The sequence below is a fragment of the Ilumatobacter nonamiensis YM16-303 genome (assembly GCF_000350145.1).
Lineage (GTDB): Bacteria > Actinomycetota > Acidimicrobiia > Acidimicrobiales > Ilumatobacteraceae > Ilumatobacter_A > Ilumatobacter_A nonamiensis.
Genome location: NZ_BAOL01000062.1, coordinates 1 through 14,206, shown reverse-complemented (window position 1 = coordinate 14,206; position 14,206 = coordinate 1). Strand labels below are relative to the sequence as shown.

General features: G+C 66.9%; 10 protein-coding genes. 1 reads left to right on the top strand and 9 read right to left on the bottom strand.

Annotated features, from left to right (window positions below):
* Nucleotides 1-47: 47 nt before the first annotated feature.
* From ON45_RS07235 to ON45_RS07205, 7 genes are read right to left on the bottom strand one after another with little or no spacing between them, the layout of a single operon-like run.
* A complete protein-coding gene (locus tag ON45_RS07235; protein WP_040492973.1) occupies nucleotides 48-506 on the bottom strand; it encodes an HD domain-containing protein in 459 nt (152 codons plus the stop codon).
* Nucleotides 503-1,432: a site-specific tyrosine recombinase XerD gene (gene xerD / locus ON45_RS07230; protein ID WP_206537660.1), complete on the bottom strand. Its 930-nt coding sequence runs from the start codon at nucleotides 1,430-1,432 to the stop codon at nucleotides 503-505. Before xerD ends, ON45_RS07235 begins: the two co-directional genes overlap by 4 nt.
* A gap of 17 nt (nucleotides 1,433-1,449) precedes the next feature.
* Nucleotides 1,450-2,016, bottom strand: a complete 567-nt coding sequence (locus tag ON45_RS07225) for an NUDIX hydrolase (protein ID WP_051062669.1) — start codon at nucleotides 2,014-2,016, stop codon at nucleotides 1,450-1,452.
* A 9-nt stretch (nucleotides 2,017-2,025) separates the two neighbouring features.
* Nucleotides 2,026-3,657, bottom strand: coding sequence for a CTP synthase (gene pyrG, locus ON45_RS07220; protein WP_040492972.1), 1,632 nt, complete (start codon nucleotides 3,655-3,657; stop codon nucleotides 2,026-2,028).
* A 50-nt stretch (nucleotides 3,658-3,707) separates the two neighbouring features.
* Nucleotides 3,708-5,315 (bottom strand): DNA repair protein RecN, encoded by a 1,608-nt coding sequence (gene recN, locus ON45_RS07215; RefSeq protein WP_040492971.1) that lies wholly within the window; start codon nucleotides 5,313-5,315, stop codon nucleotides 3,708-3,710.
* A 53-nt stretch (nucleotides 5,316-5,368) separates the two neighbouring features.
* On the bottom strand, nucleotides 5,369-8,191 hold the full coding sequence (locus ON45_RS21220) for a cytochrome P450 (RefSeq protein ID WP_051062666.1): 2,823 nt from the start codon (nucleotides 8,189-8,191) through the stop codon (nucleotides 5,369-5,371).
* Nucleotides 8,184-8,837, bottom strand: a complete 654-nt coding sequence (locus tag ON45_RS07205; RefSeq protein ID WP_148288566.1) for a hypothetical protein — start codon at nucleotides 8,835-8,837, stop codon at nucleotides 8,184-8,186. The genes ON45_RS21220 and ON45_RS07205 overlap by 8 nt, the downstream gene beginning before the upstream one ends.
* Nucleotides 8,838-9,059: 222 nt before the next feature.
* Here ON45_RS07205 and ON45_RS07200 point away from each other — a divergent pair, with 222 nt between their 5' ends.
* Nucleotides 9,060-12,395, top strand: a complete 3,336-nt coding sequence (locus ON45_RS07200; protein ID WP_083914556.1) for an adenylate/guanylate cyclase domain-containing protein — start codon at nucleotides 9,060-9,062, stop codon at nucleotides 12,393-12,395.
* A 40-nt stretch (nucleotides 12,396-12,435) separates the two neighbouring features.
* On the opposite strand, the gene ON45_RS07195 is transcribed toward ON45_RS07200, so the two are convergent.
* Both ON45_RS07195 and ON45_RS07190 read right to left on the bottom strand, forming a co-directional pair.
* On the bottom strand, nucleotides 12,436-13,302 hold the full coding sequence (locus ON45_RS07195) for an NAD(+)/NADH kinase (RefSeq protein WP_051062664.1): 867 nt from the start codon (nucleotides 13,300-13,302) through the stop codon (nucleotides 12,436-12,438).
* Nucleotides 13,299-14,063 (bottom strand): TlyA family RNA methyltransferase, encoded by a 765-nt coding sequence (locus ON45_RS07190; protein ID WP_040492968.1) that lies wholly within the window; start codon nucleotides 14,061-14,063, stop codon nucleotides 13,299-13,301. The genes ON45_RS07195 and ON45_RS07190 overlap by 4 nt, the downstream gene beginning before the upstream one ends.
* Nucleotides 14,064-14,206: the final 143 nt, after the last annotated feature.

Genomic DNA, 14,206 nt, shown 5'->3' with positions numbered 1-14,206 from the left:
TTCCGCTCGCGACACCGGCGACCTTGAATCGGCGCACTGCGCCGTGATCAGTAGTCGCACTCCTCGAGCAGCGGGTAGACGGGTCCGGCTTCGGCGACCAGTTCCACGGTCGCCGGGTCGGACCCGACCGCGTTCACCAGGCGGGCACCGATCATCTCGTGATCGTGATACGCCCGGAACCGTTCGGTTCGCGGCCCGACGAGAGTGGCGACAACGCGCGCGAAGGTGCCGAGTTCGCACTCGATCTTGCCGATGTCGTGCAACAGCGCCCCGGCGATCTCGGCTCGTGTCGCGCCATCCCGAGCCTCGTCGAAGCGTCGGGCAACCGCGATGCTGTGCCGGCGATCGCGATTCGACAACTGCACGAACAGCTCCTGCTCCGAGGAGAGCAGGTGCTTCTCCGCCCAGCGTTCGTCCTCGCCGCTCGGAGGGGTCGGTGGGAGCGACGTGAAGAAACGCCGGACCAGGTGCCACGGATGCGTCATCACGTCGACGAGGGAACTCACCTGTCCAGTGTGGCCCGCGGATGCGCCGACCGGTACACGTCCCACAGGCGTTCCTGACTGACCTTCGTGTACACCTGCGTCGTCGAGATCGACACGTGGCCGAGCATTTCCTGGACCACGCGCAGATCAGCCCCGTGGTCGAGTAGATGGGTCGCACACGAATGCCGCAGCACGTGCGGTGAGAGGTCGTCGGTGATGCCCGCCCGTTCGCCGTACTTCTTGACGACGAGCCAGGCTGCCTGGCGCGTCAGGCGGCTGCCGCGGGTGTTCAGGAAGACAGCGTTCGCATCATCGCGGCGCGGCCACCGGTCGGGCACCATCCGCGCCCGGCCGCGGACCGAGAACCAGTCGTCGAGTGCGCGACCCGCCGACGAACCGAACGGGACGATCCGCTCCTTCGATCCCTTGCCGAACAGCCTCACGAGACGGCCGGGGAGATCGAGATCGCCGATCGAGAGTCCGACCGTTTCCGAGATCCGGGCACCCGTCGCATAGAGCAGTTCGAGCAGCGCCCGGTCGCGCCGGTCCAACGGTTCGTTCCCGACGACGGCGTTGATCAGGCTCGTCACCTGGTCTTCGGTCAACGGTTTGGGTAGTCCGGACGGAACCTTGACACCCTCCAGGTTCGCCGTCGGGTCGCCCGGTCGGAGTCCCTCCACCGCCAGGTACCGGTGGAGCATGCGGATCGCTGCCAGTTGTCGCGCGATCGAGGACGTCGCGGAGTCCGATGCCTTTCGCTCCGCGACGAATGCCACGAGCGTGGCGTGGTCGACGTCGAGCACCGTTTCGTCATGAGCGGCCAACCACGCGCAGTAGCCGCGCAGGTCACGCCGGTACGCGGCGAGTGTGTTGGCCGAGCGACCCTTCTCGGCGAGCATCCACGCCAGGAACTCCTCGGCCTCGATCGGCAGCGACGTGTCGACCACGAGCGGCGGAGACCCGTTCAGCTTCCGTCGGAGGAACGCAACCGGCGGTCGGTCATCAACAGCCCAGCGACGGTTTTGGCGTCGCGGATCTCACCCCGATCGATCATCTCGAGGGCGTCGGCGAGCGGTGTGTGCAGCGTCTCCATGAAGTCTTCCTCGGGACCCTGCCGATCGGTCGGAACCGGCCGGCACTCGGTCGCAAGGTAGATCCAGGTCACCGAATCGGTCATGCCCGGCGACGGATAGATCTCGCCCAGCAGGTCGACCTGGCCGGCGTCGAGCCCGGCTTCCTCGACCAACTCGCGTCGTGCGACCTCGGCGGTGTCCTCACCCTCGATGTCGCGCATGCCGGCCGGAATCTCGATCACGAGTTCCTCGTACGGAGCCCGGTACTGGGACACGAGGACCACGGAGGGGTTTCCCTCGGCATCGAAGATCAGCGGGACGATGCCCACGGCGCCCGGCGATCGGACGATGTCACGTTCGAACCGGCGACCATCGGGAGCCTCGAACTCGGCGTTGGCAATGTGCCAGATGTACCCCTGGTGCACGGTGGATTCGCTGAGGCGACGGAAGTCTCCCATTGTCGGCGATCAGCTCGTCAAGTCGACGGACGTCGCGGTACGCGGGGAGCGACGGTGTTCGAGCGACGCGGCGATCAGCTCACGGAACAGGGGATGCGGCCGATCGGGACGACTCTTGAACTCGGGGTGAGCCTGCGTGGCGACCCAGAACGGATGCCCGGGGAGCTCGATGAACTCGACCAGTTGGTTGTCGGGCGACGTTCCCGAGCACCACAATCCCTCGGTTTCGAGCGCGGCACGGAACCGGTCGTTGAACTCGTAGCGGTGACGGTGCCGTTCGGAGACCACCGTCTCGTCGTACGCCTTGGCCACCTGCGACTCGTTCGCGAGCACGGCGTAGTGGGCACCGAGTCGCATCGTGCCACCCTTGTCCTCGATCCCGCGCTGTTCGAGCATCAGGTCGATGACGGGGTACTTGGTCTGTGGATCGAACTCCGTCGAGTTCGCTCCGGCGAGTCCCGACACGTTCCGAGCGAAGTCGATCACCATCGCTTGCAGGCCGAGGCAGATCCCGAGACACGGCATCGCGTTCTCACGCGCATAGCGCGCCGCGGCGATCTTGCCCTCGACACCACGATGACCGAAGCCGCCGGGGATGATGATCCCGTCGAGATGGCCAAGTTGTCCGTCGGCGAGAAGACCTTCGACGCTCTCGGACTGGATCCACTCGATCTCGACCTTCGCGCCGTGGTGGAATCCGGCGTGTTTCAGGCTCTCGACGACCGAGAGGTACGCGTCGGGGAGCTCGATGTACTTGCCGATCAAGCCGATCGTGACCGGATCGGTGGCGGCCTCGACCTTGTCGACGACTCGCTGCCACGACGAGAGGTCGACCTCGCCGTCGATCCGCAACACGTTGCAGACGAAGTCGTCGAGACCCTCTTCGTGGAAGATCAAGGGCAGTTCGTAGATGTTGCGGGCGTCGGCGGCGTTGATGACGGCAGCGCGCTCGACGTCGCACATGTTCGAGATCTTCGTCTTGAGATCGTCGGAGAGCGCCTCCTCCGAGCGACAGACGATCACATCGGGCTGGATGCCGCGGGATCGCAGTTCCGTGACCGAGTGCTGTGTCGGCTTGGTCTTCTGCTCGCCCGACGGTCCGATGAACGGAACGAGCGTGACGTGGATGTAGCAGACGTTGTCCCGACCGACGAGGTTGCGGAACTGGCGGATCGCCTCGAGGAACGGGAGGATCTCGATGTCGCCGACGGTGCCGCCGACTTCGGTGATCACGACGTCGACATCCTGCTGGGCGACGCGCTGGACACGGTGCTTGATCTCGTCGGTGATGTGCGGGATCACCTGCACGGTCTTGCCGAGGTAGTCGCCTCGCCGTTCCGCGGCCATGACCGATTGGTAGATCGACCCGGTGGTGGCATTCGAGTTGCGCGAGAGGTTCTCGTCGATGAAACGCTCGTAGTGCCCGAGGTCGAGATCGGTCTCACCACCGTCGTCGGTGACGAACACCTCGCCGTGCTCGAACGGATTCATCGTTCCCGGATCGAGGTTGATGTAGGGGTCGAGCTTCTGCAGGGTGACACGCAGCCCACGCAGCTTGAGCAGTCGCCCGAGCGAGGACGCCGTCAACCCCTTGCCGAGGGAGCTGGCAACGCCACCGGTCACGAAAATGTGCTTGGGCATTCAGACCTCCGTCTCGACATGTTGACGGGACATCACGCTAGCACCGAACTTCATGCAAGTAGTTCCCGCGCATGATCGAGCGCCGACGCACTCGTGGACCCCGAGAGCATCCGCGCGATCTCGTCGACCCGGTCGTCACCCTCGAGCACCTCGGCCGTGGCGTAGGTCGCACCACCCTGCACCACCTTCGAGACCGAGATCTGCGCATCGGCGAGCGCCGCGACCTGTGCCAGGTGCGTCACCACGAGCACCTGATGATGCTCGGCCAACGCGGACAGCGCTTCGCCGACGGCCTGTGCCGCCTCTCCCCCGATCCCCGCATCGACCTCGTCGAAGACCAACGTGTCGGCGACGTCGGCACCCTGCCGAGAGCCGGCGAGGTCGGCACCCGCGAGGACGAGACGCAGCGCCAACATCGATCGTGCGAGTTCGCCTCCGGACGCCACGCGATTGAGCGGGAGCAGCGACAGGCCGGGGTTGGCAGCCAGCAGGAAACGCACCCGGTCACCCGGATGGTCGTCGGCGTGCTCACCCACCTCGACGGCGACCTCGGCGTGCGGCATCGCGAGCAGCCGCAGTCGTTCCTCGACAGCTCGGGCCAGTGGCTCGGCGGCCGCGCGCCGCGCCCGACCGACCTCGACCGCCGCGCTGCGCTCCGCTGCGAGCTCGTCGCGTCGCTGCGCGTCCAGTTCTGCGGCTCGCTCCTCGTACGACTCCAGCTCCCGCAGGCGATCCTCCGTCTCGGAGTGGTACTGCATGACCTCCTCGAGGTCGTCGCCGTACTTGCGACGGAGATCGGCAAGCAGTTGGCGGCGCTCGCGGACCTCATCGAGCCGGTCGGGCGACTCGTCGATCGAATCGGTGAGGTCACGCGTCACCGCGATCAGGTCGTCGAGTTCGGCGAGCACGTCGCGCAGTCGCACCACGACCGATTCGAAGGGCTGTCGCTTGTCGAGGGCCGCCAGCGCGCGTCCGACCGCGTCACGTGCACCACCCTCGGCCGACATCGCATCGTGTGCCGTGGCGCCCGCATCTCGATGCCCGACCGCATCGGCGAGCATCGATTCCTCGACATCCAGTGCGTCGTCCTCGTTCGCGTCGTCGATCCCCGCCGCGTCGAGTTCGGCGACCTGGAACCGGAGCAGATCGATCTCGCGCGCACGCAACCGCTCGTCTCCGCCCAGTGCGGCGAGTGCTGCGTCGATCTCGGTCAGCCGGGCACGAGCTGCCCGGAGCGGTTCGAGGTCGACGGTTCCGAACCGGTCGAGCGCGTCACGCTGCGTGGACGTGGAGAGCAGGCTCTGGTGCGCGTGCTGACCGTGGAGGTCGACCATGCCGTTGGCTGCCTCGGCGAGCGACGTGACCGTGGCCAACCGTCCGTCGAGATAGGCGCGCGAACGACCATCGGAGGGAACGACCCGACCGAGGATCCGCTCGGTGCCATCAGGACCGACGAAGCGGCCTTCGATGCGCGCCTCGCCCGCTCCGCGCCGCACGATCGATGCATCGGCGCGACCACCGACGAGCAGCTCGATCGCCTCGATCAGCATCGTCTTTCCCGCACCGGTCTCTCCGGTGAGCGCCGTGAGTCCGGTTCCCAGCACGAGGTCGAGTCGTTCGATCACCCCGAGGTTCTCGATGTGGAGTTCGCTCAGCATCGCCGCCCATTCAACCAGCGGGGTGTCACACCGGGCGCGCGATGGTTCGGCCGCTACGGCTCGCAGATCAGCATGTACTCGCCCGGGTAGTACGCACCGGGCGTCCCCGTGCCGGGCGTCATCGGGGAGACCTGTTTCAGCCCGGGGAGGGCGAAGAGATGCAGACCGGCCGAGCGGAGGAACATCAGGGCCGTCGCCGTCCCGAAGCAGCTGTGCTGGCCTTCTCCGAACATCAGGTAGTTCGAGGACGGACGGCCCGGCCGGAACTCCTTCGGCGTCTCGATCGCACTCGGATCGGTCATCGCAACGCAGGGATAGAGCGCCACCACCGCGCCGGCCGGGATCTTTTTCTCGCGATCGGTTCCTTCGGCCAGAACGTGATCACGCTTCGCGGTGCGGAACACGGACGGCGGCGACGGCGCTCCGAGCCGTGCCGCTTCGAGCATGCATTCCTGGACCCGATCGCCGTCGCCCGCACCGGCCGCTTCGACGGTCTGCGCGAGTGCCTGTTCGTTGCCCTCGGTCAGCAGATACTGCACGGCGCTGACGATCGCCGTGGACGCAGCGACGGTGGAGCCCAGCGCGAAGCCCGCGAGATTCCGTCGGATCGCCACGTGATCGAAGGTGATCGCCTGCTCGGTCGCGGACTGCCCGCCCGTGGTCGAGAGACGGACGAGTCGTGTGAGCACGTCCTCGGGCACGGGCTGCCCGGCCGCGATCGACCCGATGCGATCGGTGATCAGACCGTCGAGGTACGCCTCGAACGTCGGGCTGATCGAGGTGGCCACCGCCTTGATGTTCTGCCTCCCCGGCAGTGGCGGAACGTACGGTGTCCAGAACTCGAACACGTGCAACCCGAGCACCTGCAGCCAGGACATGAGGGTCTGGTCGTTGGTTCCCGGAACGCCGAGGAAGCGGTCGATGTAGGCGAGCGGTATCCGCTGAGCGATCGGGGCGACGAGATCGAACGGCACACCGGGCTTCACCGTCGTCCGCGCCACGACCCGTGCGGCATAGTCGTCGACCCATTCGGCGACCTCGGCGAGACCCGAACTCGGCAGGGCGGCGTGCATGATCGACGACTCGTATTCGTACTCCGGTCCGCGGTCCATCCCGAGAATGAAGGGTCCGGTCACGTCCTGCAGACGTTCGGCGTAGCCGCTGACCGAGAAGACCTCGTCGTTGCGGAACACTTCGACGATGTCGTCGTAGGTCGACAGGAGGAATCCGATCGGCGTCTCGAAGATCTTCGTCGTCTCCTGCGAGCGGAGTTCGTCGCCGAGTTCGACGAGGTGCGCCTGATATCCGAGGACGAGGTTGATCTGGAGCTCGCGGACCTGCGACGCCTGGATCCCGGGGATCCCGGCGATCGCCTCATACGAGGCGAGGAACGGCGCCGGCAGTGGCGGCGGCGGGTCCGGAGGAGGCGGCAACGGGACAGCGAGCCCGCGCAGCGCGTCGATCGAGGGAACGAAGAAGTACGCGCCGCCGCGAACTGTCACGAACTGCGGGAGTCCGTAGCGCGTCGGACACGTCCCGTCGGGTTGCGGGATGGTGAAGCTCGGCGGGTTCCGCCGAGACGGGTGTCCCATCGGTTCGACCGAGCCGACGAACGGATCGCGGTCCGTGCTCACCCCCTGGTTCTCGTTCGAGTTGTTCACCCACTCGGACTGGATCATCTCGAACTGGTCGAGGATGCTCGCGTTGAAGGCGCGGAACAGGAGACCCCGTCGAACCCCGTCGGGTCCCGAACCCTCTTCGAGGTAGCGCCCGTAAGGAGCCGAGCGTCGGATGATCCGGTGGTTCTTCGGATCGACGACCGACTGGATGGTGAAGCTGTCCCGCGGATTGACCCGTCGGATGTGAGCGCCCCGCGGGACGCGTTGACCACCTGCGTCACCGCCCACACGGTCGGGCCCGCGGTAGTGGAACGAGTTCGCGGTCTCGTGATCGTCGAGAACCGAGGGGTCGTCGTGTTCCGGGCAGATTTCGAGTGGCGCACCGCTGCGCCAACGGCCGACGAACTTCGCCGCGCACAACTGCTCGTCCATCCCGAACCTGGTGGCCGTGTCGGCGACCGCCTCACGAAACGCCGGCACATCCTGCTCGAGTTTGCGCAGCACCATGTAGGTGCCGTTGTTGCGCAGCGTCGCGTCGCTGGGATGGAGCGGAGTGTCCCCGTAGCCGTTCTCGTAGCCGAGGAGAAAGCACCCCACGGGGATCGGATCCCACGTGCCATCGGGCTGCAGCGTGCCCTGGCCGGGATACACCGGCTGGCCGACACCCGCCACGCCGGGTTGACTCAGGTTGTCGTTGAATCCGAAGTGCTCCTTGGCCGGAGCGCGGTCGGGTCCGAACTGCTGACCGTGTTCGCGCCCGAGTTCCCGGATCGCTCCGGCCGCGACCGCGGGTTCGACGACCTCGACGACCCGTGCCTCCACCTCCGTCGAGTCGTCACCCTGCACCATCAGCCACATGTGCAGCCGGTGTTGCTCATCGGTGCGATACGGAGCGTCCCAGTCAACCGGATCGTTCGGTCCGTTGTCGCCGAGAGCAATCGCCCGCGCCGGCATCCCGTCGAGGAACTCCCGGGGAAACGAATCGAGCACGGACGCGGCGACGCCGAGGGCAGCGAGCCCCTCCGACGTGAACCCGACACTCACACGCGTCGCCGGGCCGGCCGCTCCGGAGACGTCGGCTTCGGTGGTCACCTCGTTCGCCAACGAGCCGACGAACGCACGCGCCGCAGCCATGTCGCAGATCTCGAGCAGGACGTGGGTCTCGAACGTCGGTGCTGCGGGATCGAAGATCCCGGCCTGCACCTGGGAGAGCGGGACCGAGAGCTCGGCGGCCTCGTTCGTGCTGGTGTCAGACATCGGTCACGTCGATCTCGTTGATCTTCGCCTTCATCTCGTCGTACGCGGAGCGGAGCTCGACGGGCCACGACGTCGGGTCGACTCCCTGAGCCGCCTCGTCGAAAGCGATGAAGTGTTTCCGGAATTGGCGGAGCCACGAGATGTCGCGCACCGTGACATCGTCGATCGTCGGGAAGAAGAGTGTCGTCTCGACCATCGAGTCACGGATGTACGCGAGAAACCGTTGGAAGTCCGCGGTGCCCGGATAGCCGACGCAGTTGCCCCAGATCATGTCCATCCATTTGGCACCGCTCGGGTTGTCACGCGTCTTCTCGCCGCTGTTCGCGATCGAGACGAAGTCGTGGATGTACTGGTCGAAACTCCCGTCGAAGTTCGAGCAGAACAGAAGATGCTCGTCGTCGGGCAGGATCACCCATCGCGCGAAGTGGATCGTGCCGACATCGTTGAGCGGCGTCCAGTTGCCCTTGGACGTATCGAGTCTGACGAGTTCGAACACCATGCGGAGGTTGTCGACGTAGCGCACGGGCGGCGCCGCCGTGTCGATCCCGACGTACTGGACGTCATGGTCGCCCTCGCGCCTCGTCATCACCTCGATCGGCTGGACGAAGCCCTGGCGGATCTTGGTGATGCTCGTGATCTCACTCACCCTGCCGACACTCGTCGGTCGTGCTGTCGACATGCCCACCGCCACCCTCCCATCCGTGTGGTCGTCCGGCGGCGTCCGTCCGCCCGAGGGGGCGACTGTAGACGATCGCCGCCGGCACGATCCCGACCGGTCTGGCGCGAGGTCCGAGCGCCCCACGCCCGGAACACGGAAGGGGATGACGTGATGTGTCTCCACTAGTGTCCACCGCGGGAGGAGGCGGCGATGGCCTGTGCAACCTGCGGTGAACCCGGCGTCACCGCCGCCGACTGCCCCCGATGCAAGATCCCGTCGGTCACGTTCTGTGGGCAGTGTGGACGCTCGTCGGCACCGGAAGCAGCATTCTGCGCCGGGTGTGGAACCCGCCTCGACGGATCCGCCCCGGTGGACCGAGTCGACCGTCTGGGCGGACAGCGGCGCAACGTCGCGATCATGATGTCCGACCTCTCGGGATACACCGCGATGGGGGAAACCCTCGACCCCGAGATCGTGCACGAAGTCGTCGGAACGATCAAACGCGACGGGACCGCGATCGTCGAGTCCCACGGTGGCATCGTGAACCAGTTCGTCGGCGACGAGATCGTTGCACTGTTCGGCCTCCCGTCGGCCGGTGAGGACGACGTTCGTCGAGCAGTCCACGCAGCACTCGCGATCCACGCACGTGTCACCGAACTCTCCGACGAACTCCACGAACAGCTGGAGGTTCCGCTGGAGATGCACACGAGCGTCCACGCCGGACTCGTCGTCGCCGAGCTGAGCGATCTCCGCAACGGCACCTACGACCTCACCGGTGACGCGATCAACACCGCCGCGCGCTTGCTCCACGTCGCCGACCGGGGCGAGGTGGTGATCGGTGAATCGACGATGACGTCGATTGCGCCCTACTTCGACCTGGAGTCGGCGGGACTCCACGCGGTCCGCAACAAGGTCGAACCGCTGAACGCGTTCCGGGTCATCAGGCCTCGTGCGAACATCACCCGCTTCGATGTCGCGCGCGAGCGTGGGCTGACCGCGCTCGCCGGACGCCACGACGAGTTGGCACGACTCGACGCCGTCCTCGACGCGGTACGGACCACGCCGGCGAGGATTGCGGTCGTCCAGGGCACGGCGGGGAGTGGGAAGAGCCGGTTGTGCTTCGAGTTCCTCGACTGGGCGAGAACGGAGAATCCGCGGCTCACGACCGTCAAGGGGCGATGTCAGGCAATCGGCGGCACGACCGCATATCTGCCCTTCGTCGAGATCCTCCGCGCGCATTTCGGTGTGGGCGACCGGGACGATGCGGAGACCACCGAGGCGTTGGTCGGCATCGCGCTCGCGGGGCTTGGTGAGGAGGTGCAACGGTTTGCGCCTGCGTACCTGTTCCTGCTCTCGGCACGAGTGGTCGAGAATCTCCCGGAGGGGTGGCGCGGAGAGGCACTTCCCGATGTCCTCCAGGCTGCGATCGTCGAACTGCTGGTCGCACTCGGCCGTGAACACCCCACGGTCGTCCAGCTCGAGGACTGGCACTGGGCCGATGACGCATCGCGGGCAACGCTTCGACGTCTCGTGAGTTCGACGGATTCGAATCAGGTGATGGTCCTCGTCACCACCCGCGACGAACACCCCGACGAACACTCGTGGGGCGAGGACGACGTCCTTCGACTGGAACCGCTCGGTCTGGACGCCACTCGGGACATGGCGTGCGCCATCGCTCGCAGCGAGTCGGTGGACGAGCCGCTGCTCGCGTTGATCTTCGAACGCACGCTCGGCAATCCGCTCTTCGTCGAGGAGTTGTGCACCGCGCTCGACATGCAGGAGAAGACGCGCATCGTTCACGGCCGCCTGGAGCTGTCGGGCTCACCCGACGAACTCGTGGTCCCCGACACGGTGCAGGCCGTCGTGCAGGGTCGGGTCGACACCCTGGCCTCCGCACATCGCGACATGCTGCGAGCCGCATCCGTGATCGGACGTGAGTTCCGCCTCGACGTCCTCGAATCCTTGGTCGACGACGCCGAGTTCGAACAACGTGTCGTCGAGTTGGAACAGCTCGGGTTCGTCGAGTCCATGACGGGTTCCTCGCGGACCCGGTGTCGGTTCCACCACGTCACGATCCAGGAGGTCGTCTACGACGCTCTGCTGATCGGTGCTCGACGCCGGCTCCACGCCCAGATCGCGGACTTCATCGCGTCGTCACAGTCGGTGGAGGACGCACGGACCCAGCGCAACGTGGAGGAACTGGCCCACCACTACCGGTTGGCGAACGACCCGGTCCTCGCCGTCAAGTATCTGTCGGCAGCCGGCGCGAAGGCCACCGAGCAACGTGCCCTCGCCGAAGCGCAAGCGCAGCTGCACCTGGCGATCGAGGAGACGTACAAACTCGAATCGTCCGCCGACGTGCGCGCGCAGCGCGGCCACCTGACGGTGAGCTGGGCCCGATCGTGCGTGTTCGAGCCGTCGGTCGCCCAGACCCGACTGCTGGCGGCTGCCCGGGACGAGGCGCTCGGGGACGGCAACTTCGAGCTGGCGTTGCTCGCTGCGTACTGGATCAGCTGGATCCACCACTCGATCGGAAACCAGCTCGTCGCCGAGGAGGGAGTGCGCGCCCTCATCGGACCTCTGGAGGGCGCTGGGCAGACCTCGACACTCGCGATGGCCCGTTGCCACCTCGCCCAGATCCTCGGCACACAACGGCGTCTCGACGAGGCACTGGCTGCTTTCGAGGCCGGCATGTCCGTGCGCCGCGACGAGTTGACGACCGACGATGGGGAATGGGACCTCGAACTGCTCGACGGGGTGTACTGCTACACGATCAGTCAGCACGCGCTCGTGCTCGGCGACAGGGGCGACGTCGCCGCGGCGCGCACGGAGATGAACCTGGCCATCGAGCTCACTCGCGCAACGGGAGAGCGGGCGACCGAGGCGTCGGTGCTCATCGTGGCGGCGATCCTCGAGACCTACACCGGGGAATGGGACAGGATGCTCGAATCGGTCGCCGCGATCGACACCGTCCCGGAGCCGTCGGTGTCACCGTTCGTGCGGATGTTCGCGATGTCGCTCGAAGGTTACGCACGGTTCGGTCTCGGGCAGACCGAGACCGGACTCGACCTGTTGCGTCGCAGCCTCGAACTGGACGCGAGGTCGGAAGCCCAACTCGCGCATTCGCTCCGGCTCGCGCTGCTTGCCGATGCGCTGCTGCGGTCGGGTCACACCGCCGAGGCGGTCGTGGTCGCGCTGGACGCCACGGCTGGACGCGCGGTCGCTGACATCGTCGGAGTGGAACTCGCCGAGCGGGTGCTGCTCCAAGCCGAGCAACTCGACGGTGCGGAACTCACCGAACGCATCGAACTGTTGCGCCGCGACGCACTCGACCGCGGAAGCCGGCGGTCGCTGGCCCTGGCCGAACTCGCCGCCGCTGCGGCACTCGTCGACGCCGGTGAATCGGCGCGTGCGGCCGAGCATCATCAGGCTGCGCGCGACCTGCTCGACCAGCTCGGGCTCGACGGTTTCGCGACCGAGACCGAGTCACTCGGGCTCCGGATCCGGTCGACACCGTCACCGCGCCAGACCACGAGTGCCTCCTGATCGGCCGCGTGCTCCTGCGTCCGACGCTGTGGTCGGCCGGTCAGCGGTCGGCGAGGCCGAACTTGGACTTCAGGATCTGGTGGTAGCGGTAGGTGCCGAACCGCACGAAATCGGCGGTCGATGCCGACGGACTGCAGCGCACTTCGTCGCCGGGCGACAGCACGCTCTGCGGCTGACCGTCGACGGCCACGTCGGCTCGGCGATGACCCGCGACCTCGATCTCGACCACTTCGTCCGGGCTCAGCACGAGCGATCGGTCGAACAGCATGTGTGGCGACACGGGGGTGAGCAGGATCGCCCGATGTTGCGGTGACACGATCGGGCCGCGCGCCGACAACGAGTACGCAGTCGAACCGGTCGGAGTCGACACGATGAGGCCATCAGCCTCGTAGTGGGTGAAGGGATGGCCATCGATGCGCGCGAGCAGCCGTACCGTGTGCCCCGACTGGTTCTTCTCGACGACCATTTCGTTCAGGGCGCGCCCGACCAACTGTCCGTTCACCGAGACGTCGAGCAACATTCGCCGATCGAGGTGCCATTCCCCCGCCTCCGCGCCGAGCGCGAACCGGTCGAGCGCATCGACCACGCAGTCGGGCTCCACCTCGGTGAGGTAGCCGAGTGAGCCCAGGTTGATTCCGAGCAACGGCACGGCCTGGCCACCGAGCAGGTGGACGCTGCGCAGCATCGTCCCGTCTCCACCGAGACTGACGACGACGTCCGCCTCGGCGACCGGACGATCGCTCGCGTGATCGCCCAGCCTCAGCTCGTCGCCGTCGACCGACGGGATCCAGAAGTCGATCTCGCGGCCGCGGCACCACTCCGCGATGGCCATGGCGTGCTCGCGGGCCTCGGCGCGCTCGTGGTGTGCGACCACCGCCAGTCGTTCGAGTTCCACCGGGCCGGTCATCGGGCCGGCTCCCCGACGGGTCCGGGAACGGTGATGTGGACGAGAAACTCGACGTTGCCGTCTGCGCCCGTGATGGGAGACGTCGTCCAGCCCTTGACGTGACAACCCGCGTCGGCGATCGCTTCGGTCACCTCGCCGCGCACTCGGTCGTGAACCTCCGGGTCCGTGACGACCCCACGCCCGCGGCTGACCTCGGCCCGGCCCGCCTCGAACTGCGGTTTGACGAGGAGCACCATGAAGGCCCCAGGTTTGCACACGGAAACGATCGGGGCGATCACGAGGCGCAGCGAGATGAACGACAGATCACCGACCGCACCGTCGACGTGGCCGCTGATCAGATCCGGGGTGATCGAGCGGATGTTCTGTCGTTCGAGGTTCCTGACCCGGCGATCGGCACGCAGCCGTTCGTGCAACTGCCCGTGGCCGACATCGACCGCCACGACCTCCGCCGCCCCGCGTTGGAGCAGGCAGTCGGTGAACCCGCCGGTGGATGCTCCCGCATCGAGCAGCCGCAGTCCGCTGACGTCGATGCCGAACTCGCCCAGAGCATGTTCGAGCTTCTCGGCGCCACGACCGACGAAACGAGCAGGCGGTCCATCGACGATGATCGCGTCAGCGGGGGCCACCTGCCGGGAGGCCTTGGCGGCGACGGCTCCGTTGACGAACACCCGGTCGGCATCGATCAGTGCTTGCGCCGCGGTGCGGCTCGGAGCGAGTTCACGCCGGAGGAGTTCGGCGTCGAGCCGACGACGGGCAGCCATCGACCGGGAGGTTCAGCGGGCGGTGCGCTTGGTGGCCACCTTGCGGACCCCCGACGAGCCGACGGCCTTTTTCGCCGTGCTCTTCTTGCTCGCGGTCTTCTTGCTCGCCGCCTTCTTCTTCGCCGGAGCCTTCTTCGCTGCTG

Bases quoted from the DNA above. Each gene is read 5' to 3' on its own strand.
- ON45_RS07225 (WP_051062669.1), bottom strand. From the start codon at position 2,016: ATGGGAGACTTCCGTCGCCTCAGCGAATCCACCGTGCACCAGGGGTAC.
- pyrG (WP_040492972.1), bottom strand. From the start codon at position 3,657: ATGCCCAAGCACATTTTCGTGACCGGTGGCGTTGCCAGCTCCCTCGGC.
- recN (WP_040492971.1), bottom strand. From the start codon at position 5,315: ATGCTGAGCGAACTCCACATCGAGAACCTCGGGGTGATCGAACGACTC.
- ON45_RS21220 (WP_051062666.1), bottom strand. From the start codon at position 8,191: ATGTCTGACACCAGCACGAACGAGGCCGCCGAGCTCTCGGTCCCGCTC.
- ON45_RS07200 (WP_083914556.1), top strand. From the start codon at position 9,060: ATGGCCTGTGCAACCTGCGGTGAACCCGGCGTCACCGCCGCCGACTGC.
- ON45_RS07195 (WP_051062664.1), bottom strand. From the start codon at position 13,302: ATGACCGGCCCGGTGGAACTCGAACGACTGGCGGTGGTCGCACACCAC.
- ON45_RS07190 (WP_040492968.1), bottom strand. From the start codon at position 14,063: ATGGCTGCCCGTCGTCGGCTCGACGCCGAACTCCTCCGGCGTGAACTC.